The organism is Pedobacter jeongneungensis (assembly GCF_000633455.1).
Lineage (GTDB): Bacteria > Bacteroidota > Bacteroidia > Sphingobacteriales > Sphingobacteriaceae > Pedobacter > Pedobacter jeongneungensis_A.
Window position 1 is genome coordinate 13,463 of record NZ_AYMG01000026.1, and the last position, 26,084, is coordinate 39,546.

The 26,084-nt window shown below is 42.6% G+C and carries 14 protein-coding genes; all 14 read left to right on the forward strand.

Annotation, left to right across the window (positions count from 1 at the left end):
• The first annotated feature begins 57 nt into the window (after positions 1-57).
• A complete protein-coding gene (locus U859_RS0121935; RefSeq protein ID WP_025145437.1) occupies positions 58-3,048 on the forward strand; it encodes a SusC/RagA family TonB-linked outer membrane protein in 2,991 nt (996 codons plus the stop codon).
• Positions 3,049-3,061: 13 nt separating this feature from the next.
• The gene (locus tag U859_RS0121940) at positions 3,062-4,708 is read left to right on the forward strand and encodes a RagB/SusD family nutrient uptake outer membrane protein (protein ID WP_025145438.1); all 1,647 of its coding nucleotides are present in this window, start codon (positions 3,062-3,064) and stop codon (positions 4,706-4,708) included.
• Positions 4,709-4,773: 65 nt separating this feature from the next.
• On the forward strand, positions 4,774-5,997 hold the full coding sequence (locus U859_RS0121945; protein ID WP_025145439.1) for a SusE domain-containing protein: 1,224 nt from the start codon (positions 4,774-4,776) through the stop codon (positions 5,995-5,997).
• Positions 5,998-6,049: 52 nt separating this feature from the next.
• Positions 6,050-7,612: a hypothetical protein gene (locus U859_RS0121950; RefSeq protein WP_025145440.1), complete on the forward strand. Its 1,563-nt coding sequence runs from the start codon at positions 6,050-6,052 to the stop codon at positions 7,610-7,612.
• Between the two features lie 235 nt (positions 7,613-7,847).
• Positions 7,848-11,981 (forward strand): hybrid sensor histidine kinase/response regulator transcription factor, encoded by a 4,134-nt coding sequence (locus tag U859_RS0121955; RefSeq protein WP_025145441.1) that lies wholly within the window; start codon positions 7,848-7,850, stop codon positions 11,979-11,981.
• Positions 11,982-12,101: 120 nt separating this feature from the next.
• Entirely contained in the window at positions 12,102-13,214 is a 1,113-nt protein-coding gene (locus tag U859_RS0121960) for an alginate lyase family protein (RefSeq protein ID WP_025145442.1), read from the forward strand.
• Between the two features lie 10 nt (positions 13,215-13,224).
• Positions 13,225-14,088 carry a family 16 glycosylhydrolase gene (locus U859_RS0121965; RefSeq protein ID WP_025145443.1) on the forward strand — a complete coding sequence of 288 codons (864 nt, stop codon included), beginning with the start codon at positions 13,225-13,227 and terminating at the stop codon, positions 14,086-14,088.
• Positions 14,089-14,099: 11 nt separating this feature from the next.
• Complete coding sequence (locus U859_RS0121970; protein ID WP_029986038.1) at positions 14,100-15,251, forward strand: glycoside hydrolase family 105 protein; 1,152 nt, start codon at positions 14,100-14,102, stop codon at positions 15,249-15,251.
• A 10-nt stretch (positions 15,252-15,261) separates the two neighbouring features.
• A complete protein-coding gene (locus tag U859_RS0121975) occupies positions 15,262-16,206 on the forward strand; it encodes a DUF4886 domain-containing protein (protein WP_029986040.1) in 945 nt (314 codons plus the stop codon).
• Between the two features lie 180 nt (positions 16,207-16,386).
• Positions 16,387-16,509 carry a hypothetical protein gene (locus U859_RS32525; RefSeq protein WP_262496808.1) on the forward strand — a complete coding sequence of 41 codons (123 nt, stop codon included), beginning with the start codon at positions 16,387-16,389 and terminating at the stop codon, positions 16,507-16,509.
• A 191-nt stretch (positions 16,510-16,700) separates the two neighbouring features.
• Entirely contained in the window at positions 16,701-19,871 is a 3,171-nt protein-coding gene (locus U859_RS0121985; RefSeq protein WP_025145446.1) for a SusC/RagA family TonB-linked outer membrane protein, read from the forward strand.
• A gap of 15 nt (positions 19,872-19,886) precedes the next feature.
• On the forward strand, positions 19,887-21,560 hold the full coding sequence (locus U859_RS0121990; RefSeq protein ID WP_025145447.1) for a RagB/SusD family nutrient uptake outer membrane protein: 1,674 nt from the start codon (positions 19,887-19,889) through the stop codon (positions 21,558-21,560).
• A 33-nt stretch (positions 21,561-21,593) separates the two neighbouring features.
• On the forward strand, positions 21,594-24,416 hold the full coding sequence (locus U859_RS0121995) for a SusC/RagA family TonB-linked outer membrane protein (RefSeq protein WP_025145448.1): 2,823 nt from the start codon (positions 21,594-21,596) through the stop codon (positions 24,414-24,416).
• Between the two features lie 12 nt (positions 24,417-24,428).
• Complete coding sequence (locus U859_RS0122000) at positions 24,429-26,084, forward strand: RagB/SusD family nutrient uptake outer membrane protein (protein WP_205314430.1); 1,656 nt, start codon at positions 24,429-24,431, stop codon at positions 26,082-26,084.

Below are 26,084 nucleotides of genomic sequence, written 5' to 3' on the forward strand. Positions count from 1 at the left end.
TTTTCTTACAGCACTCAGGAAATAGATAATTCAAATACTAACCATATATAACTCTAAATGATTAAAAAAATACAAATCAAGCTTAAGGGCCACATCATAACGCTGGTGCTGTTGTTACTACTAAACGTTAGTTATGCGCAAGACCTGAAAAAAGTTACCGGTAAAGTTACCGATGAGAAAGGAGATGTACTTGTTGGGGTTTCCGTTAGGGTTAAAGATAGCAATACAGGCACTTCAACTGATAAAGATGGAAATTATACCTTGCAGGCTGCTCCAGCTGCCATTTTGGTGTTTTCTTATGTAGGCTTTAGTAACCAGGAAGCGAGCGTAAGCGCCACAGGTGTAGTCAACGTAAAAATGGCTGGAGATAAACAACTGGATGAGGTGATCGTAGTGGGATATGGTACCGCCAAGAAAAAAGACCTTACCGGTGGACTGGCGGTGGTAGGAAAAGAGCAGATTAACATGGTTTCTACACCAAATCTGATGGATCGTTTGGTTGGACAGGTAGCGGGTTTTAATATCACTACAGGTAATGCCGCACCAGGTCAGGACCAGACATTACTTATCCGTGGCGAAAATTCACTATCCGCCAGCAACAATCCATTAATAATTTTAGATGGAATTCCATACAGCGGCTCGCTTGTAGACCTTGACCCGAATAACATCGAAAACCTCACCATTTTAAAGGATGCCTCAGCGGTAGCTATCTATGGTTCCCGTGGTTCAAATGGGGTAATCCTTATTCAATCCAAAAGAGGGATGCTGGGTAAAGCACAGGTTGGCTATAAAGGCCAGTTGGGTTTTGCAGAACCCATGCAGCGAATTGATGTAATGGGACCAAACGAATACATCAGGTTTAAGCAGGATATCGGCCGGTTGAGACTGAGCTATACAGGCGAACAGCTCGATCCAATTGCCGGAAACATCATAAGCGTTACTGAACGTGAAAATTACAAAAACGGAATCACCAACAACTGGCAGGATTATATCTTTCAGCGTGGGATCACCATGGACCATCAGTTAAGTGTTTCTGGTGGTACGCAAAATACCAAATACATGGCTGCAGCCTCCTCCCTCAGTCAGGAAGGAGTAGTTTATAATTCGAAACTTTCCAGACTAAACGTTACGGCCAATATTGATCAGACCTTTAATAATTGGTTAACTATGGGCATTGGGACACAGTTTGCGCAAAGAAATGATGGAGGCATTACCCCAAATATCGAACACGCAATTAAACAAAGTCCATATGGAAAGTATAAAGATGCCGCAGGTTATTATGTTCCGGAGCCAATGGAATATTCGCTGATTGTAAATCCGATGCGTAATGTTAATGCCGATCAGGATCGGATTAACCGCAGTTTTTTCCTTACCGGTTATGCTGATATCAAACTGCCGGTGAAAGGCTTAACAGTAAGATCAAACTTTGGGTATAACTACCGTAACGGATTTACAGGAACCTATTATGGCCGCGATACTTTCGATGGAAGGGAGCAGGCAGGATTAGTGGGTGGGAAGGCAAGCGTTAGCAGTAATCAGTATAACGATTATACCTGGGAGAATATCCTTAAATACGACCGTACTTTCGGCGACCACCGTATCGATGCTACTGGTTTATTTAGTATGAACCAGACCAGAAGCGTAAGCACCACCCAGAATGGGGAAGGCTTTGTTACCGATGACACGGGATACTTCATCATGGGGAATGCGAGCCGTAACATTACCAATGTTTCCGGTATTTCAGAAACAGCCATGTTATCTTACATGGGCCGCCTTAATTACGCCTATAAAGGCAAATACCTTGCTACGTTTACTGGCCGTACAGATGGCGCTTCCGTATTCGCGGTAAATAGAAAATATGCTTTTTTCCCTTCAGCAGCTTTAGCATGGAATATTGGTGAAGAAAATTTTGTGAAAGATAATTTAAAGTGGATTGATCTGATAAAATTTAGGGTTTCTTACGGAGCCAATGGTAACCAGGCGATTACTGCTTACAGGACCTTAGATCGGCTGAATTCAAGCGTTAAATATACCTGGGGAGATGGAAGTACTGCGGTTAATACCGCTTATCTGGCAGGAGACGGTATCGGAAACCCCAATTTGAAATGGGAAACTACTTATACAACTAATGTCGGTCTTGATTTTCAGTTGTTTAAAAATCGCCTGAGTGGAACCATCGATGCCTATCTCTCCAATACCAAAGATTTATTGATGATCCGTACGGTGCCTATCATGAACGGTTACAGCCGCATCTGGGATAATATCGGCCAAACCCAGAACAAGGGCTTTGAGGTTACGCTCAATTCGCTTAACATCGATTCGGAAAACTTCAAATGGAATTCAACAGCCGTTTTCTCATTAGATCGTGATAAGATTGTGGAACTTAGAGGTGATGGCCTGGATGATATCGGTAACAACTGGTTCATTGGCAAGCCCCTGAGAGTTTTCTATGATTACAATATGATCGGAATCTGGCAAAAGGGAGAAAACTATAGCCCTCAGCTGGGTGCAGGCGCCGGAGCTGCAAAACTTGAGGATGTGGATGGCAACGGAAAAATAGAACTTGCCGACAGGAAAGTAATCGGTTCAAAAATGCCAAGATATACGGCTTCATTTAGCAACCGCTTCAGCTATAAAAATTTCTACATGTCTGCCCTGCTTACCGGAGTATTTGGGGTATGGCGTGATGATCACATGGCCAACATAGGCGCCTGGACATTTGGCATCACCAACTATGTTCATCAAGCCAATTACTGGACGCCTGAAAATCCTGATGCAACCATTGTTTCTCCAGGTTATACCAATAGCCTCGGGCACGGTTACTATAAGAAAGTTAACTATGTACAGGTGAAAAATATCACACTTGGTTACCGGGTAACACCGCAACTGGCTAAAAAAGTTGGAGTAAGTGGAATTGATGTGAACGTTAGTGTTAACAACCTGGATACGTTCTCCAACATCAGGCAGGTACTCAATTATGACAATACCTGGATGGCCTCTTACCCCACAGCCCGCTCTTATATGTTCGGGTTAAATGTAAACTTCTAACCAACTACACAACATGAAAATTATTATAAAAACCAGCCTGGCACTCATGATGCTACTCTCCGTATGTGGGTGTAAAAAGTTTCTTGTAGAAGAATTGAAATCAGAACTGGCACCAACCAATACTTACACCAGTACCTATGGATTTGAAGTCGGAAGTGCCGGGTTGTATGCGCTAACCCGCTCTGAATATAATACTTATGGTGAAGGTGGTGCTTTCATTCACAACGGAGCCTGTCCGTACGAAGCTTTACAGGCGGGGACAGATATCGCCGATGTGATTAATAGTGATGCATCGTTATTGCCATTTGCCAATCTTACACTTGCCTCTTCAGATCGTTTTGTAGGAACATACTGGAACTGGGCTTACAGCCTGATTTCCTCTGCCAACCTTATGCTGGTTTATGCTGAAAAAAATACCAACTGGGATAGCCCATCTGATAAAGCCCGTTTTCAGGCTGATGCCCGTTTCTTCCGTGCCTATGCATACCGGTATCTGGTATACCTTTATGGTGATGTGCCCTACGTAGAAACCATTTTATACGATTTTAAACTCAATTTTACCCGTACACCAAAAGCTGAAGTGCTGGGTCATATTATTGACGACCTGAAATTTGCAACAGAAAATCTTCCGGCAAATCCAGATCAGGTGAAAGATGGAAAGCTGACCAAGTGGGCTGCTTATCATTTGCTAAGTGAAATGTACCTGCTGAACAAGGATTATGAACCTGCCGCGCAGGCCGCCCTTGCAGTGATTAATAGCGGTTATTATAGCCTGATGAAAACCCGTTTCGGAGCCAGTAAAGACAAGGCTGGCGATGTATTTAGCGATTTGTTTGTGGAAAATAACCAGAACAGAACCAAAAATGCCAATAAAGAAAGCATCTGGGTATTACAGTTTGAATTTAATACAGTAGGTGGTGGAACCAATTCTGACGATTGGACACGCAGGGCATGGATTCCAAACTATTCTTCCATTACCGGATTTGTGTTGGCTGACACGCTGGGTGGGCGTGGATTGGCGCAGTTAACACCAATGAAATGGTGGGTAGGAACCACTGGTACCAATGCAACAGGAAACGTACCCGGTATTTTTGAAACTGCAGATATTCGTAATTCAAACTATAACATCAAACGCAACTGGTACTATAACAATCCCGGAGAAACTTCCTTATATGGGAAAAAGGCCAACATCACCGAACAAACCTGGTTCTCTACCAAAACTTTGTTTCCGGCCATCACAAAATTTTTCTACGGGCGTGCAGAAAACCTCAGTTTAACAGGTAGTTATAAAGACCGTATGAAATTCCGTCTTGCGGAAACGTATTTATTACTGGCAGAAGCCTACCTGGGGCAAGGCAATCCATCAAAAGCTGCCGAAGCAGTAAATGAGGTGCGTAAGCGTGCCGGTGCTTCCCAGATCAATGCCAGTCAGATGACGATGGATTTCCTCCTGGATGAGCGTATTCGTGAACTGGTGGGAGAGGAAACCCGTAGGTTCACGCTAATCCGTACAGGTAAACTGGTTGACCGGGTGAAACTTTATAATGCCGCAATCAAAGATAAAATCATGGACTTTCATAACCTCTGGCCCATTCCACAGGGAATCATTGATGCCAACCGGGAAGCACCATTTCCGCAAAACCCTGGTTACGGTAAATAATGATGACCCTGCAACTACCTTGAAAATAGCCTATACCATTAATTACACTCCATATTCATTTAAGGATGAAAAGAAATAAATATCTATATAAAGTAATGCCTTTGGTATTACTGATGATTGGCATGGTTGCCTGCAAAAAGGGCATCAATGATATTGAGAAAGTTCAGGAGCAACTGGCCATTATGCCTTCATCAGAAAGCATTTTGCTCGACGAGAACAACCTGTCTAAAAACATTATCACATTTAACTGGAAACCAGCCCGGCCGCAGTCGGATGATCACTTGGTATCTTATATCACTAAGCTGGATGTGGTCGGGAATAATTTCGGCTCTTCTACAGCGATTATGAAATATGAGGATGACGAGACTTTCAGCAGGAGCTTTACTTCCGAACAATTGCAGAATTGGGCCAGCCAGAAATGGGGAATCCCGAACAATAAGGTATTTACTTTAGAGTTCAGGGTAGTTGCCCAATGGGAAGGGGGCCGAACTTTCGAGGCTCCGGAAGTACGTACGGTACAAATTAAAGTAACACCAATTAAGGCAGTCGTTTTTGATGCGGATAAGATTTTTTTATCAGGAAGTGCTGTGCCTGGGATAAACAAAATTGAAATGACAAAAACACTCGAAAACCTGAATCAGTACGCTTACGTATTGAACCTTCAGCCTGGTGAATTACAGATTCCGGTTGACTATAAAGGTGCAACCAACTATATCGCTTCTGCCGATGCAAGTACAGCCTTGCAAGATGGCAGTGCGGTGGCTATAAAAACCAGGGAAACGGCGTTTTCATGGAAGATAGAAACTGCCGGACAATATCGGGTAGTGGTAAACATGCAAAAGGCAACCGCCACCATTTATTCGCCCCTGAAGGCCCTAAGCCCAAAAGTGGTAAACTGGACTGGCGATGGATCGGTAGCTCAAACCACAACCGTTACCGATTTATGGATGCACGGTGCGATCAACAGTTTCGGTACGCCAATAAAAATGGACTGCCGGGTAAGTTTAGCCGATCCGCAAATCCTGGTTTATACGGGAGCAAGAGTTGGGAAAACTAAATTCATTGTTTATGGTGGTACAGATAATAATAAAAACCTGGCCTATGCCTTTAGTGCCCCACTTTCGGCTACTAATACTGCTCAAGACCTTACGTTGGTACAGGGCGCAGTTGCTACGCTATCCGGAGGCTCAACAAGTGCACAGCGAAATTCATACTACACCATCCCCTCAGGCACCAATGTGCTGATACTCGACCTGCGTAATATGACTATTCTCGCTGAAAAAAGATAGATCTCCATTAAATCAATGAATCATTTATCAATCAGATTAAGATTTTAAAAAGATGAAAACATTAAATTATAAATCAATCCTATCGCAAATTGCAATGACCCTGATGTGCATCATGATGTTGGCATGCAAAAAAGACGAACCAGAAGAAATTACCAAAGCCGAAGGTACATTGGTTAAACCTAATTATAACAGAAGTACCATGTTCAGAAACCCGTTAAACGGCTGGGTGATGTATGGTTCAGGTTCTGGTTCAGCCAGCTATTGGGACACCGAGTACTATGTGCCGGATCTTGGGAAAAAAGTAAAAGCCATAGATTATGCCTCCGCTTGCTACATCCGTACGAGTTGGGCTACATTTAACCCGGCCAACGGCGTTTATGCCTGGAGAGATCCAAACACAACCATTTATAAAATGATCAAAGCAGCAAACGATAAAGGTTTGCCCATTGCTTTCCGTTTTGTGGCCGATGGGCAGGATCAGGGCCTGAACACACCGCAATTTGTGATTGATGCAGGTGCCAAATATTACCTGGCAGATAGTAAATTTCCAGATCGCAAATCTCCATATCCACAAGACCCGGTTTTTCAGCAATACTATGCCAAATTTATTCAGGCGCTGGCCGAAGATTTCAATGATCCGAAGCGTACATCGTTTATTGATGGTTATGGACTTGGGAAATGGGGAGAGGGGCACGGTGTGATATATGAAGATCCCAATACTGCTACGGTGGCCAATACCGAAAAATATAAAACAGAAGTAATGGACTGGATTACAACTTTATATGCCAGGTATTTTACCAAGGTACCTTTGATTATGACTTATCATCGTTTAATTGCAGATCCGGCCAGTGGTGGTTCGGTTAATGCCAACAGCACCCGTTTACTGGAAATGGCGATCAACAAGGGATATAGTCTTCGTCAGGATGCATTCGGAATGACAGATTATTATCAAACCTGGGAAAAGAATTTTGCAAAAACCTGGAATTTTAAACGTCCGGTGATTATGGAGGGTGGATGGATTACCAGCGGCACACACCGTTACTGGATCGATCCGAGTGGTAAATACAGGGAGGGGCATCCGGAAGACGTACGCCAGGGCGAGTTTGATTCATCAGCCGAAGCCTGCGTGAACATGATGGATTTCCGAATTGGCGATATCGAATCCTGGTTCTCAAAGGCTTTCAACCTCACTCAGCGTTTCATCTCTGAAGGTGGATATCGCTTGTACCCGGATCAGGTATATCTGCCCGAAAAGATAAACAGCGGGAGCGAAACTACCATTACACACCGTTGGAGAAATATGGGCTGGGGCTACTTTCCAAACAATATTCCGCAGTGGAATTTCAAATACAAAGTGGCTTTTGCACTCCTTGATGGCAGTAATAACGTGAAGAAAGTTTTTCTTGATGCCAATGCTGAGCCTTCAACCTGGCTGAAAAACAACCCTGCCAGATATGAATTGAAGGCAACAGTAGGGGTTCCTGCCGGAAGTTATACATGGGCGGTAGCCATTGTTGATACCACAAAAGAAAATCAACCAGGGATAAAACTTGCTGTAAATGGCGATCTAACCCCTACAGGATGGCTGAAACTCATGGATGTAGCTGTTCAATAACCGCAGTTTAAAGGAGGATGTATCATAAAGATCGGGACAAGTTGTCGAAGACCCTGTTTTAAATGTCTGAAAAGGCATTTCGACAGGCTCAAGGTGACAAATCCAGAATGAATTACAAATTATGATACGGCTTCTTAACCGTTGGCGATTATAGTGCGGATCTTAGCTGAATCCAATAAGCTATTGAGATAAAATAAAATAGAAATCGAAATAAATTTATAGATAAAAAATTTTAATGGTAATTTCAAATTCAAGACTTTACCTGCTTCTGCTTTTTGACCTTATGGATATCCGGAAAATCTCTTATTTGCTATTTTGTTGCTGTGCATTTCTGCTTAAAAGTGCGGCTGCAATTGATATTTCCAGGTATCGGTTTCATGTGATGCCCGAAACATCGTATTACGGAGGTATTCAGAGCATCACCAAAGATAGTTTGGGGAGAATCTGGTATACTGGGCCGGATGCTGTTTTTATGTATGATGGAAACAGTTTTTATCAGTTGAATGAATTGGCCTCAAAGAGCAATCCCAAGGTAAAATGGGCTTACGGTTCTCTGGTAACCGATAAGAAGGGGGGATTGTTTTTGGCCACCAATCACGGTTTGTTAAAGTTTAACTATGAGCAGTTTAATTTTGATTTGATTCTCCCGGGAAAAATCCGTTCCATCTGTCTCCATAACGACGGTAATGTTTACATGCTCTCTGGCGACAGCCTGTTTATATACGATCGGGAAAAAAGGGTTTCTAAAAAAATCAAGCTTCCTACCAGCAAGTATTTCAATAGTGTGATCAGCCTGAAGGGAAATATTTATCTCTCTCAGGAAAATTTACTGTACAAGTTCAATACCAGAACAGCACGCTTTGCAGTTTTTGCCAATCTGGGACAAACCTCCTTTGTGGTGAACGATGCAGTGGCCTATCAGGGCGATTACTATTTTCTTACCCAACGGGGAGGTATTTTCGTAACCGATGCGAAAGGTGTAGTTAAGAAAAATATTTCAATAGCTGCTGCGGGTAACCAAACCACTATGGCCAAAAAAATCTTTATTGACCAGGTGGGTATGATGTGGGTAGCCACACAGTCAGGACTGCTGCTTTATGATCCGCAAACCCAAATCAGCAAGCTGCTTAAAATGAATCTGAACGATGCCTTTTCGCTGCCAAATAACTCTATCTGGACCATTTACGGTGACCCAGATCAGGGCGCCTGGATTGGCACTTATGGCGGAAAGATTGCTTATTGTTCACTTTATGATGCTTATGTTCGTTATTTTACACCCAGCCTTGGCGGACTTAACCACCCGGTGGTAAGTGGTTTTCAGGAAGATGATCTGGGCAATGTTTGGATTGCTACAGAGGGCGGTGGGCTCAACTATTGGAACCGGAAGGATGATACTTTTCGCCATTTTACCAAGTCAGAAGCCAACTCCATCAATTCTAACATGGTTAAGCGCCTAAAATTTGATCCCGAGCGAAAAAACTTATTTATTTCTTCTTTCAACGGAGGAATTTCTGCATATGAAATGGCTACAAAGCGTTTCAGTAACCTCAACATCCTTTTTCCCGGAAATAAACAGCCTTTAACCGTGTATGATTTTGTTCGCGATGCCGAAGGTACCTGGTGGATGACGGATCCCGATAAAAACTTTTTCCACCGGAAGAAAAGCCAGGCCGATGCAGAGACTGAGATTGTTAAACTTATCGGGGAAAATGGCCAGGCTTTAGATGTAGAAATCGAGGCGATTTCGCTCGATCAGCAACAAAATCTTCGTCTGGTTAGCCATCAGGGCCTGTATATTGCAGATCCCAAAACGCTTAAAGTAATGCGTCATTACGTGATCAAGAATGGCCCTTATTCGGTAAATCACCTTTGCAGCTATTATGAAGCATCAAACGGCGACCTTTGGCTCGGTACTTCAGGAAGGGGTGTCAATATTTTAAAGAAGGACGGGCGCTACCTTAATTTTAACAGTACCAATGGTTTTCCTCCTAAAATCGTTTTTGGTATTCTTGAAGATGATGTTTCAGGAAATATTTGGTTCAGCACCAATGAAGGGCTGTACTTTTTCGGTCAGAAAGCTCAAAAGTTTGAAAAAGCCAGGTTTTATAACGCAAACAGTTGTGGCTCCTTTTATTTAAGGTCGGCCTACAAAACCAAAAATGGAGAGATGTTATTTGGAGGTACAAACGGCTTTTTGCTTTTTGATCCGCAATACCTCAATAAAAACTTACAAAAGCCAAGGGTGTTTTTTACCAGCTTGTTAATCAACAATCAACAGGTAAACAATGTCTCCAAAGATTCTCCATTAACCAAAGATATTTCTACGCTAAGCAATCACAAGGAGGGAAGGATTTCACTTTCCAGTAATCAGTCAAATATTGAAATCCGTTTTTCGTCAAACAGCTATTTATCCGCAGATAAAAATCAGTTTTCGTATCGCATGGTTGGCTTAAGTGATAAGTGGCTTAAAATGAATACCAGTCAACATGCTGTTCAGTTTTTCAATTTGCCGAGCGGAGATTACATCTTTGAGATCAAGGCCTCTAATAATGACGGGCTCTGGGGTAACGAGATTTCGAGACTTTACTTTCATGTAAATCCACCGTTTTTCTTGTCCTGGTGGGCCTATTCCATCTATACTTTAATTGGTCTGGGACTCTTGTTTTTCATCATGCGTTATTATACCAATAAGAAGGTTTTCAAGGAACGATTGGCTTTAGAAGCGCTGAAAGAACAGAATATGCGGGATTTAAACCAAGCAAGGACAGATTTTTTTACTAATATTTCCCATGATCTGAAAACCCCACTCACCCTGGTACTCGAACCACTGAAGCAGCTAAAAGAAACTGTTCAGAAAAATGACCATGCAACAGGCTATATGCAATTAATTGAGAAGAATGTTGCCCGCATACACCGTACAATCAGTCAATTGCTGCGTTTTAGGGAGATTGAAAGTCAGAAGGTAACCTTAAATCCTCAGGTTGGCGATTTTATCAGTTTTGTACATGATGTTTTTGGCCTTTTTGAGCTCTATGCGAACAAAAAGGAAATAGAAACCAATATGACCGCCCATGAAGACCATTTATATGTGGCCTTTGATTATGATATTATTGAAAAGATTTTAACCAATCTTTTCTCCAATGCCTTAAAATATACCTCAAACAAGGGCTATGTGGGCGTAAGGATTTATCAATCTACGGCCGAAGAACAGTTACGGTTAGGTGTTGCGCCAAATCACCAGGAATGTGAATATATCTCTGTAGAGGTATTAAACACCAGTATCGGGTTTTCCGAAGAGCAGATTGCATCGTTATTTACATCCTTTAACCGATTATCCTCTTATCGCCCCACATTTGAAGAAAGCTCGGGACTTGGCCTTGCCATTGTGAAGGAACTCGTAGATGCCATTGAAGGAGAAATCTGGATGGTGAATAAAACCAATAAGGTTTCTTTTACCATGATGCTGCCGCTTAAAAAAGAAGCCGGCTCCGGAGATATGCAGTCGAACGTATACGATTATACCATCTCAGAAATTGATGATATCCTTTTAGAAGCCGAGGAACCCGATCATTCACTAAAGAATGTGAGGAAATCTACCAGCATTTTATTAATTGATGATGATCCAAACCTGCGAAACTATCTGGAACGCCGACTATCGGAAAAGTATAATGTATACTTAGCCAGCGATGGTATGGAGGGCATTATTAAAGCTGAAAAAATCTATCCTCAATTGATTATTACCGATCTGGTGATGCCTAATACCAATGGATTTGAGGTATGCAGTCATTTGCGGCAGAACTTTAAAACCAGCCACATTCCCATCGTAATGATTTCGGGTATGGGCGATGTACACCAGAATAAAACCAAGGCGCTGGAACATGGGGCAACAGTTTTTATCGATAAACCTTTTGAAGTAGAATACCTTATTCAGCAGATTGATACCATCTTGAAGAATCAGCAAGAGATGAGGGAAATGTACAGCAAGCGGCTGGTAGTCGATCCTTCTAATGTGACCATTACTTCTATGGATGAGGAATTGCTGATTAAGGCCATGAAGTTTATTGAGCAGAACATGGCCAATCCGAATTATTCAGTAGACGATTTTGTGTCTGATATGAACACTGGAAGAACAATTCTCTACCAAAAGATTAATGATATTGTGGGCATGTCTATCAAAGAATTTATTTTAAACATCAGACTTAAAAGAAGTGCCTATTTGCTGGAACATGCAGATTTAACAGTGGCCGAAGTGGCTTATCAAACCGGGTTTAATAACGCCAAATATTTTAGTGTTTGCTTCAAAAAACAATTTGAAACCAGCCCGTCTGAATATAAAAAGCGCTATAGTTCAGAGAATAATGCCGTTTAATAAACTCATACCGGGTATGCACCCTGCCAATAGCGGTTACTAAGCCGGTTTTAGTATAAATCTATCTATAAAGGGGCCTATTGCATCATTGAAGCCCCTATCATTAACCAAATAAAACCCATGAATCGTTTAAAAATTTTTCTTTTTATTTTATTGGCAACCGGCCTCTTGTGTGCCCTGCCAGGTCAGCAAGTCTTTGCCCAACATCAACTCAAGGGGATGCATCCGCAACAACAGATTGATTTTGTTAAAAAACAGCTCAAAGCCAAAAAAGAGCCTTATTTATCAGCCTATAAGGCCTTGTTAATCCAGGCAGATTCAGCCCTGCTGGTGACCCAACATGCGGTAGAAGACTTCAGTATTCCGGGATTTTATGCAGATAAGGAAACACATCGCCGAACTTCCCGGGCACTCCAGGTTGATGGGTTTTCGGCTTATAGTTGTGCCTTAGCTTATCAGTTGAGTGGGAAAACCAAATATGCAGATAAAGCTGTTTATTTCCTGAATGCCTGGGCGTCTGTTAATAAAAAGTATTCTCAACTGGATGGTTCACTGGTGATGTCCTATTCTGGTACCACCTTAATGATCAGCGCAGATTTGCTTAAGGGTTATAAAAGATGGCAGCCCAAGGATGTTACGCAGTTTAAATGGTGGACTAAAAATGTATTTCGTGCTGCTGCAAACAGCATCCGGTATCGGAACAACAACTCGGGCGATTGGTCTCGTTTGGCCTCTATCCTGGCCGACACCTATCTGGAAGACCAGGAAGATATGCAACAAAACATCACTTTGATTAAAAAGGATCTTTTCGATAAGATTGCAGCAGATGGCCACCTGGTTGAAGAAGTAAAGCGCCAGGGAAAAGGCATTTGGTATACTTACTTCTCTTTAGCACCACTTACAGCATCCAGCTGGATAATTTATAATCAGACGGGAGAAAACCTTTTTGAGGCCTCGCGAGATGGGGCATCATTTAAAAAGGCGCTCGATTATTTGTTGTACTACAATCAACACCCTGAAGAGTGGAAATTTTTCAAAAATCCGGATACAGGCTCCGTTCATACCATAACAGGCTTCTGGCCGGCCAACCTGCTGGAGGCGATGAATGGAATTTACCCTTCACAACAATTTGATGATTTTCTGGCACCATATCGGCCAATTATGTATACCACACACGATTACGCCTGGACATTCCCAACCCTTATGCCTTTACGTTTAAATGGATATCAATAAATTATTCGCCATGAAAAAACATTTACGCCAAACTTTATTGTTGAGCTGTGCCATATGCATCGGTTTATCGGCAGGAGCCCAGCAAAAGAAATATCCTAAGCCTCCTGCACTCCTTGCCAATGGTTACAAATTGGTGTGGGCCGAAGAATTTAACAGCAATGGTGCACCCAATCCGGCTAACTGGACTTACGAGCTCGGATTTGAGCGCAATGAAGAATATCAATGGTATCAACGGGAAAATGCATGGTATGAAAAGGGAAAACTAATCCTCGAGGCAAAAAGAGAAAAAAAGGCAAACCCTAATTTTAAGGAGGGAAGTAGCGACTGGAAAAAGAAGAGGAGAGAAGCCGATTATACTTCTGCCAGCATCAAAACACAGGGCTTGCACAGCTGGCTTTACGGCAGGTTTGTAATGCGTGGCAAAATTGATATCCGCGATGGCATTTGGCCAGCCTGGTGGACATTGGGAACTAAAGGATCCTGGCCAGCAACTGGTGAAATCGATATCATGGAATACTACCGGAAAAAGCTGCTCGCCAATATCGCCTTTATGGGGGCAGATCGAAAAGATGCCTGGTTTAGCACGGAGAAAAATATAGATTCCCTGGGTGGTCAGGCCTGGGCAGATCAATTTCACATTTGGCGAATGGATTGGGACGAAAACAGCATTGCGCTTTACGTAGATAACCAGCTTTTAAACAAGGTGTCATTAAACCAACTGGTTAACCAGAATGGTACCAATATTAATCCTTTTAAACAACCGCATTATATGTTACTCGACCTGGCAATAGGGGGTAAACAAGGGGGCGATCCCTCCAAAACTACATTTCCAGCCAGGTTCGAAGTAGATTATGTAAGGGTTTATCAAAAATAATCAATTAAGAAATGAAAGATATGAATTTAAAACGCCTGCTTTTGATTTTAATATTTAGTGGTTGTAGCGTACTTAGTGCCTTTTCCAGCCAGTCACCCGTAAAAAGGGATTCTATTTTGGAAAGTGCAAACATTTTTAAAACGATGCAGCGGGTGGCCGACTGGCAATTGAATACCTGGAAAAATAAAGGTTTTAATCATCGGAAAGCAGATTGGACCAATGGTGCTTGCTACACCGGTATTTTTGCGTTCGGTAACCTGAAGGGCAATGAACATTACCTGAAAACGCTGGTGGATATTGGCGATGAGCTAGGCTGGAATACCGGGCATTTGCGCTTTCATGCAGATGACTATTGCGTAGGGCAAACTTATGCGCAACTCTACAGTAAATTCAAAAAGAAAAGAATGATTGCTCCTTTTATTTTGCAGGCCGATAGTATTATAAGTCAGCCACATGACGAACCGCTAAACTGGAAAAATAATATCCAAAAAAGAGAGTGGGCCTGGTGCGATGCGCTTTTCATGGGGCCTCCTTCACTGGCTTATCTGAGCACTGCTACTAAAGAAGAAAAGTATCTGAACACAGCAGTTAAGCTATGGTGGAAAACCACAGAATTTTTATACGACCCTACTGAAAAGCTGTTTTTTAGAGATGAGAGTTTCTTTACTAAAAGAGAGAAAAACGGACAGAAAATATTCTGGTCGAGAGGCAATGGATGGGTTTTGGCTGGCCTGGTAAGGGTGTTGGAGAATATGCCGAAAAACCATCCCGATAGAAGTAAATCAATTCAGCTTTATAAGGATATGGTATCCAGGGTTGCCGGATTACAACAGGCAGATGGCAGCTGGCATGCTTCATTACTGGATCCTGCGAGTTTCCCGGTTAAGGAGATGAGCGGTACCGGCTTTTTTTGTTATGCCATTGCCTGGGGCTTAAATCATGGAGTTTTAGAAAAGCAGCAATATCTTCCTATAGTAGAAAAATCATGGAAAGCCCTGGTATCTGCGGTTCATGAAGATGGTATGCTGGGTTACGTACAGCCAATAGGCGCAAGTCCGGATGCGGTAAATGCCAGTAGTACCGAGGTTTATGGCGTGGGCGCATTTTTGCTGGCAGGAACGCAATTGTTCGAATATCTGAGGAAGCCAAAACAGGTAAATTAAAATTATTAATATGAAGATTAATATGAAACTACGGTTTACGGTTTTAATGAAATTCAGCATTCATTTTCTTCTGCTGGTTTGCCTGGCTGGAGATGTTTTTGCCCAAACCCAGCGAGATACATTACGCTTATTTATTATAGGAAACAGCTTTTCGCAAAACGCATCCACTTTTTTACCTCAACTGGCAAAAGAAAGAGGAAAAATACTCGTTATAGGGCACGCTGAACTTGGAGGGCATTCTCTTGAACAGCATTGGAGCTATGTAGAAAAAGCAGAAGCCAATCCTGATGATCCCAAGGGAAAACCTTACGGTGGCAAATCGTTAAAAATGTTGTTGGGACAAGGGAACTGGGATATCGTTACCATACAGCAATATTCTTTCCTTTCAGCAGATTCTTCAAGCTACTATCCTTATGCCAGTAAACTCATTGCCTACCTGAAGGCACTGCAACCTCAGGCCCGTATTTTCATCCATCAAACCTGGGCCTACCGTGCCGATGCCAAAAAGTTTGGTCGTATAACCGAAGGTGAACTCGCGAAGAACCAGCAGAAAATGTGGCAGAAATCCCGTGAGGCTTATCATCTCCTGGCAAAACGCATCAATGCCCCAATTTTACCTGTCGGTGATGCTTTCGAAGTCGTGGCCAACGATAAGATATATGGCTTCAAACCCGATCTTACATTTAATTATCATCAGCCCACAGCTCCAAATCTACCAGATCAGACCCATTCCATCAATATTGGGTACTTCTGGAATAAAAACGAGCTGGTGTTCGATCCTAACCATGCCAACGATGCAGGGAAGTACTTAGGTGGATTAGTCTGGTATAGCATCTTGTTTAATGATTCCATTAAAAAGATCAGATTTAAGCCAGAAAAGGTATCGGAAGAATTTGCCCGGTATCTTCGTAAGGTGGCAGCCAATACCGTAAATCATAAAGAAGCGGTAAAATAATTGCGAGTGCTAAACCGAATTCATTTAGGCTAGTTTCAGTTGCAAATTTTAAGCTTTGGGGAAATAAATTGCGGATATCCTCAATCTGTACAAAAACAAACCATTTCCGTACAAAAGTGAACCCTCTGAAGGAGATATGCATATAGATTTGTGTTAACCAAATAATAAACCTAACTAAGTATGAAAACCCAATTCCCAACCATCCTGGCTATTGCCAATGCGGAAAACACAACATCTGAATTACGAGCCAGTACATTGAAAAGGCCCTGCTGTTTAATCGGCATTCCCCGGCACCAGGTTTAGCTTACAAGCCTAAATCAAACTTAATAAAAACGCTATCGTAATGCTTTCCTATTTCCTTTCCTAAATATAGCTGATAAAACCTGAACCCTTTTAGGGGATTTATGAGGACGCGTGTATGGTATCCTAAAGATGCATTATGCGCGAAAAGCGAAAGTATTAAAAACCTATAATTCTAACCATATATCAAATAAATGATAAAGAAATTAAACCTCAGGCCCAAACGCTGGTTTTTTGTGGTTGTTGCATTTTGGTGTCAAGCACAGGCACTTTCCGCCAAGCCAATAAATATAACCACCAGCGCCGTTACTACGAGCGCTATGTTGCCGTATCAGGAAATAACCGGTACCGTAAAGGATGAAAAGAGCCAACCCATTCCGGGCGCAACGATCAGAATAAAGGGAACCACTAGCGGTGTTCAAACCGATCTGGATGGGAAATATAAGATAAACGTTAATCGTGGTCAGGTGCTTGTTTTTTCGACCATTGGCTTCGAAAGCAAAGAAGTAACCGTAGGTGCTGCCAGCGTAATCAGTGTAAGTTTGACCGCTACAAGCAGCTCGCTCAGTGAAGTGGTGGTAAACGGTTATTCTACACAAAGAAGATCAGCTGTTACTGCTGCCATTAGTACCGTTTCTGGTCAGGATTTATTAAAGGCACCAGTTACCAATGTCAATAATGCTTTGGCCGGTCGAGTTCCCGGCTTAGTGGTGCAGCAAACCTCCGGTCGTCCGGGGATTAACGGTGCAGCTTTGTATATCCGCGGACAGGTCTCACCCTCAGCTACAGCCCTTATCATTGTTGATGGTGTTGAACGGACTTCCTTCGGTGATATCGATCCCAATGAAATTGAAAGTATTAACGTCCTTAAAGATGCTTCATCTACAGCATTATATGGTTTGAAAGGTGCAAACGGTGTGTTTGTAGTCACTACCAAAAGAGGGGTAGAGGGGCCGGCCAGGGTAACGCTTTCCGGTAATCTGGGCATTATCAGTTCAACCTCCCGTCCTGAAATTCTGGGGGCGTATGAGAGTGCCATGCTGTTAAGCGAAGGCCAGTCAAACGTCGGTGAGTCGCGAACCTTTACCGATCAGGATTTAGCCATTTTTAAGGCTGGAAATGGCAATCCACTGCTTTACCCAAATGTGATGTGGTATGATGAACTGGTTAAAGATCATTGGATGCAAAATCAGCAAAACTTAACCATTTCAGGCGGAACTGAAAAAGTAAAATACTTTACTTCTTTTAGCCACATGCGAGAAGAAGGAAACTTTAAGGAGTTTAAAACCCCATTAGATTATTCGACTTCTCCAAGCTATAGCCGTTACAACTTCAGGGCCAGGGTAAGCATAGACCTAACCAAGACCACTAATTTTGAAGTCAATCTTGCAGGCAGGAACGAACACCGTTACAGCCCTGCCGGAATGAGTGAATACAACGATCCAGCCGGAGTAGTAAGTAACGGTATTGAAGGACTTGTTGGCCGCGCCTTAAAAATGCCTTCATGGGCAGCACCGTTTTTTAAGGAATATATCAATTCTGACGATCCCAAAATTATTGCTCTGGATGGAAATTACAACCACATTGTAAACTATGGGCTGGGAGGGGTAAATGCTTTCAATCCTTACGCTTTGCTAACCTATGGTGGATATGCCTTTACCGATAACAATATCGCCGAATCGATTTTCACAGTAAGGCAAAAACTTGATTTTTTAACCCAGGGCTTGAGCTTTAAGGCTCAGTTTGGTTATGATGCCACACAATTATCCGGAAAGTTGCAGCGTGGAAGTATTGGCTACCTCGAGCTGGACAGAAACACTTTGGCACTAACGCCGGTGGGTGGTACGTATAATGATTTTTTTGGAGCACCTGCCTATTCAAGAAGTGGTTTTACCAAAACGAATCTCCAGTTATTTTTAACCTACGGCAGGTCTTTCGGCAAGCATAACCTGAGTGCTAATCTAATCGGTCAGCGCGAACTTCAGGGATCGGCTGCGGCTGCCGCTCCTTATGCCAACCAGGGAATTATTTCGGAGGCCACTTATAACTACGGAAATAAATACTTTTTAACAGCCAGTGCCACTTATAATGGTTCGGAAAACTATGCCAAAGGTTATCGTTACGGATTTTTCCCGGCAGCAACGTTAGGTTATAACCTGGCCAACGAGGAATGGATGAAAAAACTGACCTGGATCAGCATGCTTAAAATTCGCGGTTCTATTGGACGTGTAGGGATTCCCAGTCCAGGTACAAGCCGTTTCTATTATCAGAATAGATTTGGGGCCGGTTCAAGCGTAGTGTTTGGAAATCCGAACAGTAACTTCAGCGCACCAACTTATACCCAATTACAATATGGCAATCCATTTATCACCTTTGAGGTTTCCTTAAAAAGAAATCTCGGCCTTGATTTGTCCCTATTCAAGGATAAGCTGAATATTACAGCAGACCTTTTTGATGATGAGCGTTCGGATATTTTGACTACCCGTTCAGCAACGAGTTTTGCTACTTATGGCGCTACTGTACCGAGTACCAATTATGGTATTAATTATAACCATGGGTATGAACTTTCAGTAACCTACCGGGATAAGATTAAAGATTTTACCTATTCCTTTACAGGCAACCTGAGTTATGCCAGAAATGAACGCAGAGTACTGGACGAAGCGCCCGGTCTTGCAGAGAACCTGCGGGTAACTGGCAGGCCGATTGGTACCTATTTCGGCTACCATGTTTTGGGTTTTTATGCAGATCAAAAGGATATAGACAGTAGTCCGCTGAATAAAATTACTGCCTATTCTTCCATACCCGGCGACTTTAAATATCAGGATGTTAACGGCGATGGAATCATCAATAACCAGGATGTAATGGCCATTGGACATTCAAATATTCCAGAGTACAATGCAAGCTTAAACATGCAGTTTGGTTACAAGGGTTTTCAATTGTCGGCACTGTTTAATGCGGTAACGAATGTAAGCTCTAATGTGGTGTTTCAAAGTGGCGGTCTTAACCAGTATTATGCACCGATGTTGAATAGATGGACCCCTGGCAATACCAATGCTAGCTGGCCGGTAATTCGTCCGGGCTTGAATGCAAACCCTAATGAAAGTCTCAACGACTTTATATTACAAGATGCTTCCTATATCAAATTACGAAATGTGCAGCTCAGTTACAGTTTGCCTAAAAAATGGATAACCAGACTTCGGTTAAATAGTCTTACGGTATTTGTTAGTGGTCAGAACTTAAAAACCTGGACGAATTTCTATGGCATAGACCCTGAAAATAGTTTGTCGGGAAATGCCTATGCCTCCTCTATTGCCACTATTCCCACCACTAAGGTTTTCAATTTTGGCCTCAATTTATCACTCTAATTAAAGGTTATCATCATGAAAAAGTTCATATATCTTTTATTTTTCGTTTTTCTCTCCACTGGTTATTCTTGCAAAAAGGATTTTTTACAGCGTGATGTGGGTATTCAGAGCGACCTTGAAGAAGTTTTTAAAGACCCACTGCTGGCCTCACGTTTTGGGGATTTCACCTATACCTTTTCTATTTCAGATTATGGTCGCCTGAGCGGGTACAAGGGAATGACCTCACAATTTACAGATGAATCCATTGCCAATAATGGTCAGATAGAAGTGGCGGCAATGAACAGCGGACAATTTTTAGATCCCGGAGCCTCAGATGTAGCAGGTATTTACACCCAGATGTACCGTGGAATCAGAAATGCGAACCTGATGCTGGCAAACATGGATAAAACGCCATGGACAGCGCTTTATAACGCCAATTATATCAAGGGTGAACAGCTTTATCTGCGTGCATACTTTTACTTTGAGCTTTTAAGACGCTTTGGAGGGGTAGTAATATTAACCCAACCACAGGATTTTACCGAGGCTTCTACAGATTTTCCCCGCAGTAGTTATGCAGAAACATTTGCGCTGATTTTAAGTGATCTGGAACAGGCCATCACGCTGTTGCCATTAACCAATGCTGATTGGCCCAATCCGGCAGCACAATCTAACAGGGCTACGGGGGCTGCAGTGATGGCGCTTAAGGCCAGGGTACTATTATTTGATGCCAGCCCCTTAAATAATCCCAGCAACGATTTAGCGAAATGGAAGAAGGCCGCAGACGCATCAAAATCAATTATAGACTTAAATAAATTTTCACTGGAGCCCAATTATGCCAACGTATTAACCGTGGCCAACTCTAATGAATATATCCGCATCTGGCCACGCGGCGGAAGAGGATTTATTGGTACCTACCTCAGCGATTTTTTGATTCCTACAAGTTTTGGTGGGGCACAATCTAATCTTTCGCCTGTTCAAAACCATGTTGATCTCTATGAAATGGCAAATGGTAAACCCATCACCGATGCCAGTTCGGGATACAATCCGCAAAATCCTTATCTCAACAGAGACCCACGCTTTTATGTTAACATTCTTTATAACAATACTACCTGGCAGGGGAGGGCGCTACAAACCTGGCAATCAGAACCCAATGCCCAGGGTATTATAACCTATGGAACTGATATCAGTACCGCTACTTCCATAACCAAAACCAGCTATTACCTGAAAAGGCTTTGGCCGGAAGCTTCACGTTCGGGCTCAACAGCATCAGCGTTGCTTAATTATGTTTTCTACAGGTATGCCGAAGTACTGATCAATTATGCGGAGGCTTTAAATGAAGAAGCAGGGCCGACTGCTGAAGTTTATAATGCAGTGAATGCCATTCGCTTGCGGGCTAAAATGCCGGCTTTACCAGCAGGGCTCAGTCAATCCGAAATGCGGGAGCGCATTAGAAACGAACGCGCCATAGAGTTCGCTTTCGAAGACATGCGCTGGTGGGATATTCTTCGCTGGAAAAAAGGTGCGGAAATCGTGGCTCAGCCAATGAAGGCGATGAAAGTGATTAAAAATACCAACGGATCTTTCAGCTATAATGTGGTAGAACTACCCGCATTTAAAAAGGTATTTAATGATAACATGTATTTATACCCCATTCCCCGAGCAGAAATGAATAAAACCAGCGGTGTATTGAAACAGAATCCGGGCTGGTAGTTATTCAGTTGTACATAATTTAAAAGATAAGAAATGACAAGATATATTAAATGTTCAGGCATTATTTTGGGCATCATATGCTATCTGTATACCTGCACAGCCTTAGCACAAAATACTAATCAGCAGGAGTCTGTTACGGGCGAAAATGGTAACCTGACAGATTCAACAGATAAATTAATAGAAATTCCCTTTGGTACACGGAGCAGAGAAGAACTGAATTATGCCCAGAGCTCGCTTCGCTACAACCAGCTCAGTAAGGTGCCCATCAGCAACCTGTCTGGTTTACTTGCCGGGAGGTTGAGCGGCTTTTTGTTCAGGTGGACAGGTAATCAGCCAGGTGGCGGAAACGTATCCTATCAAATCCGTGGAAGATCGTCTTATGCGCAAGGCTCTTCACCAGCTTTTCTGGTAGATGGAATTGAACGCGATTTCGAAGATATGGATATTAGCGAAATTGAAAGTGTTACGGTATTAAAAGATGCTGCTGGCTTAAACTGGTACGGCCTAAATGGAGGCAATGGCGCAATTCTGGTAACAACAAAAAGAGGTAAAGTAGGGCAGAACCTAATTTCTTTTGATGCTCAGGGTGGTTTTCAATCTGCCAGTAACCTCATTAAGCCCTTAAACTCCTTTGATTTTGCCACCCTGTATAATCGCGGGTTAACCAACGCCGGGCAGGCACCAGCTTATAATGATGCGGCTTTAGAAGGTTATAAAAATCATACCGATCCCTACCTCTATCCAGACAACAACTACTTAGATCGCTTTCTTAACAAAAGGGCATCTACCCAACGGTACGCGCTTACCTTTAGTGGCGGGAACAATAGGGTACGTTATTTCAGCTCGGTGAGTTACTTTAATCAGCAAGGTCTTTTTAAAGAAACCGAAACCCCTAATTACGATTCAAATTATGGTTATAAACGTTATAACTTCCGTATCAATTTAGACTATGATGTTACTAAAACACTTACCTTAACGCTTTTGGCAGGGCTAAGAAGTGAAGTGCGCAATGATGTTGGAGATGGCACCAGCACTGTTTTTAGCAACTTGTATAATTTACCGCCCAATGCCTTTCCTATTTTAAATGCAGATGGATCTTACGGTGGAACCTCGCTCTTTCAAAATAATCCCCTCGGTCAGCTACAGGCTACAGGATTTTCCAGGACTACAACTAATATTTTACTGGCCAGCATCATGGCCGATCAAAAACTGGATTTTATAACCAAAGGCCTTTCAGCTAACTTATTCTTTTCTTATGATGGCTACGGTAATTATGGCGATGGGTTATCTGAAAATTATGCAGTTTTTAATCAGACAGTCACTCCTGTACAAACTTATCGTACACCAGCCGTTATTGCTTACCGAACTGCAGCCTTTCAAACCAATACCAAAAATAATGAGCTCTGGTTTGGCTTAGATTACAACAGAACCATTGCCACAGATCATCAGATAAAGGCCAATGTACGTGCCCAACAATATGTAAGTGCAGCGGTAGACCGATTGGATTACCGTTCCCGTATGCTCGTGGGGAGAGCAGATTACAGTTTCAAGCAGCGCTATATGCTGGGGTTCACAGGGAGCTATTCCGGGGCTGAGAATTATGCACCGGGAAGACGTTTTGGCTTTTTTCCGGCAGTATCGGCCGGGTGGCTAATCTCCAAAGAAGATTTTCTGAAGGATGTTTCAGTGATTAGCTACCTTAAATTACGAGGGTCTTATGGTCGTTCGGGTAATATTGGCCCAACTTACGATGCCAATGGTAATGTGGTTAGGTTGCCATACCGTACGCTGTTTACCAGAGATGCAGGACCATTCCTGGGCTCTACTTTTTCTACATCAACCACGGCAAGGTTGGTAAGTCCTGCGGGTAACCCCTTAACCACCTGGGAAAAAATTGACCGCTTGAATCTGGGTACAGACGTAGACTTTTTTAAAGGAGCGTTTTCTTTGTCTTTTGATTATTTTGATGAAAAAAGAACTGATATACTTGGACCAGCCAACTTACCCGGTATCGTTGGAATCGCCATTGCGCAGGTGAATTCGGGCAAGGTAAGCAGCAAGGGATTTGATGCCAGTGAAACCTTCAATAAAAAAATTGGTGAAGTGCTGATCAGTGCGAACGCCAACTTTACGTATGCTAAAAATGTAATTTTGGAAAGAACTGAAAACGTATTGCCCAATCAATCTACAATAGGCCGATATGTGAATGGTGGAAATTATTACATTGCCGAAGGTATTTTTCAGAGCCAGGCAGAAATTAATGCCAGTCCAAGACAAACCCTTTCAAGCCTCGTTGTACCCGGCGATCTTAAATACAAGGATATTAACAATGACAATGTAATAGATGCAAACGATGCCGTTTCAAGCGACTATACAGATATTCCGAAAATATTTTATGGATTTGGCTTTAATATTAAATATAAACAGTTTGATTTCGGCGCACAGTTTCAGGGTGTAGAGGGCAGAACAGTAGATCTTTCTGATATCATGTACGCCGGTCCAAATGGACTAAATCAGCTAAGCTTAGACACCTGGACTCCAGCCACAGCGGCTACGGCCAAATATCCTCGTGTTGGAATTTCAGATAATGGAAATAATACTGCCAACTCTACCTTTTGGCTGTATTCGGGAGATTTTTTAAAACTCAGATCTGCCGAGATCGGCTATAGTACGCCACGAAGCCTGAATCAACGCTTACGCTTTAAGGGAGCAAGGATTTTTGTAAGTGGTAACAATATCTTTTCGGTTTCCAAACTCGATGACCTGGATATTGATCCTGAAACACCCAATGCAGGTCGTTTTTCCTCTTACCCTTACGTGAAAACCTTTGCAGTAGGCATAAATGTTAAATTTTAATTCATAATGAAGATGAAAAAGAAAATATATGGCATGCACATCGTTTTGGCCGTTTTGCTGATGAGCTTTGCCGCTTGCAAGGATGAATTCTTTGAGCCATCCTACAGTGAAGGCCCCGTGAATGAAGAAGCGATCTGGAATACCGACAGGCGAGTGCGGGAATATTTAAATAACGGTTATAATTATATGCTGCCCAGGTACAATGTTGATGGCTCAGGGGCGTTAATGGCCAGCGGAAGTGATGAAGCGGTAAATTCAAATCTAAACAGCAACGTAAATATTTTTAATAATGGCAATTGGAGCAGTTTAAGGACCTTTGATGAGCAGTATACCAATCTTTATAACGGCTTATGGGTGGTTAATACCTTTCTCGAACGATCGCCCACGGCGGTGATCTTTCCGGCAAGCGATCTTCGCGGATTAAGAGGAGAAGCCTTTTTCCTGAGGGGTTTATTTCATTACGAATTGTTTAAAAGATATGGTGGAATTGTCCTTGCCACCCGGTCCTTTTCACCGGTAGAAGACCTCAATATCCCCCGCAATTCTGTTGATGATGTGGTCAAACAAATTGTTAAAGATTGCGACTCGGCAATCAATCAGATTCCTGCGGCTTCTACCAAGGATTGGGATGCCGCCAATTATGGGCGTGCTACAAAAGCTGCGGGAATGGCGCTAAAAGCTAAAACCCTGCTGGTTTATGCAAGTCCGCAATATAACCCCGGCAACGATCTGCAACGCTGGCAAATTGCAGCAAATGCAGCAAAGGATTTGATCGATTTAAACAAACATAGTTTATTAAGTGCGGCCTTGTTTCCGAACCTGTGGGACTATACCACTGCTGCAACCTCTTACAACAACGAGGTCATATTTGCTACACCGGCAAGCAATACCAATGCAATTGAGGCAAATAATGCGCCCATTAGCTTCACTGGCGGATTGGGCAGAACAAACCCTACACAGAATTTGGTCGATGCTTTTGAAATGACCAATGGCAAACCCATTACCGACCCTACATCAGGCTATGATCCGCAAAACCCCTATGCAAATAGAGATTCACGTTTAAACCAGTTTATAGTTTACAATGGGGCAAATTTTAAAACAGGAAGCCTAACCCGGGCAGTGGAAACTTATGAAGGCGGACGTGACAATGTTCCTTCCAATGTAAACAGTACCAAATCCGGTTATTACCTTCGGAAGTTTTTAAGTGGTAACGCCACTTACAACATCACGGGTACCACAAGCGTAAGAAGGCCCTGGGTATTGTTTCGTTATGCAGAAATTTTACTCATCTATGCAGAAGCCCTGAACGAATTTGGAGGTCCGAATTCAGAGGTTTATACGGCAATAAATGCTGTACGTAACCGTGCAGGTATGCCTGCGCTGGCCGGATTAACACAATCGCAAATGCGTGATCGGATTAAAAATGAACGCCGGGTAGAATTGTGTTTCGAAGAACAACGGTTTTTCGATGTGCGGCGTTGGAAAGATGGGGAGAGCAATTTTAATGGATCGGTTAGAGGAATGAAAATTACTAAGGTCGGTACGGCGCTCACTTATAGCCCATTTGTAATTGAAAACAGAATCTTCAGCAGCAAGAACTATTGGTATCCTTTTCAGCAAACTGAAATCAATAAGGCAAATAAACTCATTCAAAATCCTGGTTATTGA